Annotated in this window: 1 protein-coding gene; it reads right to left on the reverse strand. The window is 66.5% G+C overall.

Going from position 1 to position 5,150, the window contains the following annotated elements; all coding sequences use genetic code 11:
* On the reverse strand, positions 1–5,150 hold a 5,150-nt coding region (locus XH88_RS07665), incomplete at both ends, for a non-ribosomal peptide synthetase (protein WP_271614806.1).

Here is a 5,150-nt window from a genome sequence, read left to right on the forward strand (position 1 = left end):
ATAGCGCGCCAGATCGCCGGTGCGGTACAGCCGGTCGCCGTCCACAAAGGGACTGGCGATGAACCGCTCCGCGGTCAGCTCGGGCCGGTTCAGATAGCCGCGCGCCACCCCCGCCCCGCCGACGTAGAGCTCCCCCACCGCGCCAAACGGAACCGGCGCACCATGACCGTCCAGCAGATACACCCGCGTGTTCGCGATCGGACGGCCAATCGTCTCAACGACAACGTCCCCCCTTCGTATGCAAATCCAGGTCGAGTAGGTCGTTGTCTCGGAAGGACCGTACAGATTACAGATCGTCTCGACGCCACTGCTCTCAAATGCCTTCGCGATGAGATCCGCCTTCAGCCGCTCGCCCGCCAAATTGACGACGCTTGTCGAAGCCGGCACTGCTTTCCTGTCGACCAGAGCGGCGATCGCCGAGGGCACTGTGTTGATCAAAGAGATATCCAAAGACCTCTCGGCCAGCGCCAGCGCATTCTCGACAAGGTAAAGCGTGCTTCCTTGCGAAAGCGGAACGAAGCACTCATAGACGGACAGATCAAAACTGATCGAGGTGGCAAACAGCGTGCGGCTGATCTCTGATGCCGTAAACACGTCGCTGCTCCAATGCAGCAGGTTCACCGTGCTCGCATGCTCAATCATGACGCCCTTGGGCGTGCCTGTGGATCCGGAGGTGTAGATCACATAGGCGAGATGGCGTGAGGTCAGCCCAAGCGCGCGCGGGTCCGGATCCGACGCTGGCAGATTTGCCCATTCCGGCGTCGCCGCCGCCAGATCCACCACCGTCAGATCGCGTAGCGCATCGTCGCCCAGCGCCGATCGCCCCGCTGCATCGGCCAGCAGCAACTGCGGAGCGGCATCGTCGAGAACCTGCCGCAGCCGCGCCGACGGATAGGCCGGGTCCAGCGGCACATAGGCCCCACCGGCCTTGAGGATCGCTAACAGCCCCACCACCATCATCGGACTGCGCTGCAGGCAGATCGCCACCGGCTGGTCCGGCCTGACCCCGAGGGCGATCAGATGATGCGCCAGGCGGTTGGCCCGCGCATTGAGCTCGCCATAGCTGACGCGCTGGTCCCGATAGACCACCGCCACCGCATCCGGCACCTGGCGCACCTGGGCCTCGAACAGCTCATGGATGCACCGGTCCGACGGATAGGCCGCAGCCGTCCGGTTCCGCTCCTCCAACAGATACGCCCGCTCGTCAGGTGGCAGGATGTCCAGCTCCCGCACCGGCGTGTCCGGCGCCCGCTCCAGCGCCTCTGCCAGCTGCTCGAGCGCCCGCTGCATGTAGCCGCAGATCCGATCCGCCGAGATTGGCTCCGCCACCTGCGCCGTCAGCCCGAACGCCTCGCCAAAATCCTCCACCGACAAGGTCAGCGGATAATTGGTGCGCTCCTCCCCGCCCAGCCATTCCACGCCCACCAGACTGTCATCGGTTGCGGTGGCGACCGCCGCGGTGTTGTGGCGGTAGTTCAACAGCGCGCTGAACAGCGGCGCGGGCGCCGCAATGGCGCTGCAGCGCTGTGCCAGCGCCAGCGAGGCATGCTCGTGCGCCAAGAGCTCGGCCAGCCGGGCATGCGTGGTTCGCACGCTCGCCTCGACCGCGGTCCCATCAAGGTCAAGCCGCAGCGGCAGCGTGTTGATGAACAGCCCCATCGCGCGGTCGCCACCCGCGCCGCCATGCATTCGGCCTAACAGCACCGTGCCGAACACCACCTGCTCGCGGCCGCTGCTGCGCGCCACCACCTGTCCCCAGGCCAGATGGCACAGGCTCGCCAGACTCACGCCCAGCCGTCGCGCCTGGCTGCGCAGCTGCGCGTTCAGCTGCTGCGGCAGCATCCGCTGCGCCTCTCGAACCCCGCCGCCGTCGCCGCGCACCTCGCGCAAGCCGAACGGCGTGGTCGGCTCGTCGATGTCGGCCAGCAACTCCCGGAAGAACGCTTCATCAGCCTTGGCATCACGGCGTAGGTGCGCCTGGGCCACCAGATTGCGGAATGGCTGCGGCGTCGTCAGCTCATGCTCGCGTCCCTCCAGCACAGCCTGGACCTCAGCATGCATCACGTCCCGCGTCGTGTGATCCCCGATCAGATGATGCTGCAGCTCCAGCAGCAGCCAGCGCGCGCTATCGGGCTCGCGCGCAATCACAAACCGCAGCAGTGGCGCCCGGCCAAGCTCGACGCGGTGCCGACGCGGGTCAAACCGCTCCTTAAGCTGCTCGGCTCCAGCACCATGAGCGCCATCCAGCTGGACCTCGATCACCTCCAGTTGCGCCTTCCGCCACACCACCTGGGCCGGCCGCGACAACCCCTCCCAGACAAATGAGGTACGCAGGATGTCATTCCGGTCCACCACCCGCTGGACCGCAGCAAGATAGCGGTCCAACACGCCACGCTCGGCAAACGCCATCTGCGACACCAGCAGGTATGGATCGCCCTTTGCCGCCAGCAAATGATGGAACAGGATGCCGTCCTGCAGCGGCGACAAGCCATAAATGTCCTGGATGTTGCCGACCCCGCCGGGCACTGTGGCGAGGATCCGGTCGATCTCGCCCTGAGCCAGCTCAATGAGCGGCAGCATCTGCGGCGTGATCGCCGTACTCTGTTCGCTGATCAGGTTGGCCGGGACCGCCACCTCGTGATGGCGGCCCAGGCTTGCGGCCAGATCCGCCAGCACCGGCTTGACGAACAAGGTGCGCACCTCGATGCGCAGTGACCGCCGCCGTAGACGCTCGATCATTTGCACCGCCAAGAGCGAGTGCCCTCCCAGTTCGAAGAAGTTGTCGTGCCGTCCGACCCGCTCCAGCCCCAGCAGCTCGGCCCAGATCTGCGCCAGCACCGTCTCCATCTCGCCCTGTGGCGGCGCGTAGGTCCGCCGCGCATACGCCTCGTCGCCCGGGGCCGGCAGCGCGTTTCGATCGAGCTTACCGTTCAGCGTCAGCGGAAGCGCCGCCAGCCGCACGAACGCACTCGGCACCATGTAGTCCGGCAGCCCCGCACTCACATGCGCCCGTAAACCGCCGGCAAGATCAGATTCCTCAGCTCCGGCGGCAACGACATACGCAACGAGGTGCTGCTCGCCGCGACCATCCTCGCGCGCCACCACCACCGCCTCGCGCACCCAGGCGTGGCCGCAAAGCCGCGCCGCAATCTCGCCCGGTTCGATGCGGAAGCCGCGGATCTTCACCTGGTCGTCGTTGCGGCCTAAAAACTCCAGATTGCCGTCCGGCAGATAGCGCGCCAGATCGCCGGTGCGGTACAACCGGTCGCCGTCCACAAAGGGACTGGCGATGAACCGCTCCGCGGTCAGCTCGGGCCGGTTCAGATAGCCGCGCGCCACCCCCGCCCCGCCAATGCAGAGCTCCCCCACCGCACCGAACGGCACCAGCCCGCCATGATCATCCAGCAGATACACCCGCGTGTTCGCGATCGGACGGCCAATCGTCTCAACGACAACGTCCCCCCTTCGCACGCAGATCCAGGTCGAGTAGGTCGTTGTCTCGGAAGGACCGTACAGATTACAGATCTTCTCGGCGCCACTGCTCTCAAATGCCTTCGCAATGAGATCCGCCGTCAGCCGCTCGCCGGCCAAATTGACGACGCTTGTCGAAGCCGGTACTGCTTTCTGATCGAGCAGAGCGGCGATCGCCGAAGGGACAGTGTTGATCAAAGAGATATCCAAAGACCTCTCGGCCAGCGCCAGCGCATTCTCGACAAGGTAAAGCGTGCTTCCTTGCGAAAGCGGAACGAAGCACTCATAGACGGACAGATCAAAACTGATCGAGGTGGAGAACAGCATGCGGCTGGTCTCCTCCGCAAACACGCCGCTGCTCCAATGCAGCAGGTTCACCGTGCTCGCATGCTCGATCATGACGCCCTTGGGGGCGCCGGTTGAGCCGGAGGTGTAGATCACATAGGCGAGATGGCGCGAGGTCAGCCCAAGCGCGCGCGGGTCCGGATCCGACGCCGGCAGATTTGCCCATTCCGGCATCGTCGCCAGATCCACCACCGTCAGATCGCGTAGCGCATCGTCGCCCAGCGCCGATCGCCCCGCTGCATCGGCCAGCAGCAACTGCGGAGCGGCATCGTCGAGAACCTGCCGCAGCCGCGCCGACGGATAGGCCGGGTCCAGCGGCACATACGCCCCGCCGGCCTTGAGGATCGCCAGCAGGCCGACCACCATCGCCACGCTGCGCGCAACGCAGATCGCCACCGGCTGGTCCGGCCTGACCCCGAGGGCGATCAGATGATGCGCCAGGCGGTTGGCCCGCGCATTGAGCTCGCCATAGCTGACGCGCTGGTCCCGATAGACCACCGCCACCGCATCCGGCACCTGGCGCACCTGCGCCTCAAACAGCTCATGGATGCACTGCTGCTCAGGATACGTCACCGCCGTCCGGTTCAGCTCCTCCAGCAGATACGCGCGCTCCTCAGCCGGCAGGATGTCCAGTTCCCGCACCGGCGTGTCCGGCGCATGCTCCAGCGCCTCTGCCAGCTGCTTGAGCGCCCGCTGCATGTAGCCGCAGATCCGATCCGCCGAGATTGGCTCCGCCACCTGCACAGTGAGGCCCAGCGCCTCGCCAAAATCCTCCACCGACAAGGTCAGGGGATAGTTGGTGCGTTCCTCCCCGCCCAGCCATTCCACGCCCACCAGACTGTCATCGGTTGCGGTGGCGACCGCCGCGGTGTTGTGGCGGTAGTTCAACAACGCGCTGAACAGCGGCGCGGGCGCCGCAACGGCGCTGCAGCGCTGCGCCAGCGCCAGCGAGGCCTGCTCGTGCGCCAAGAGCTCGGCCAGTCGGGCATGCGTGGTTCGCACGCTCGCCTCGACCGCGGTCCCATCAAGATCAAGCCGCAGCGGCAGCGTGTTGATGAACAGCCCCATGGCGCGGTCGGCGCCAGCGCTGCCCTGCAAGCGGCCTAACAGCACCGTGCCGAACACCACCTGCTCGCGGCCGCTGCTGCGCGCCACCACCTGTCCCCAGGCCAGATGGCACAGGCTCGCCAGGTTCACCCCCAGCCGTCGCGCCTGGCTGCGCAGCTGCGCGTTCAGCTGCTGCGGCAGCATCCGCTGCGCCTCTCGAACCCCGCCGCCGTCGCCGCGCACCTCGCTCAAGCCGAACGGCGTGGTCGGCTCGTCGATGTCCGCCA

Origin of the sequence: Bradyrhizobium sp. CCBAU 51627 (genome assembly GCF_028128765.1) — a bacterium.
Taxonomy (GTDB): domain Bacteria; phylum Pseudomonadota; class Alphaproteobacteria; order Rhizobiales; family Xanthobacteraceae; genus Bradyrhizobium.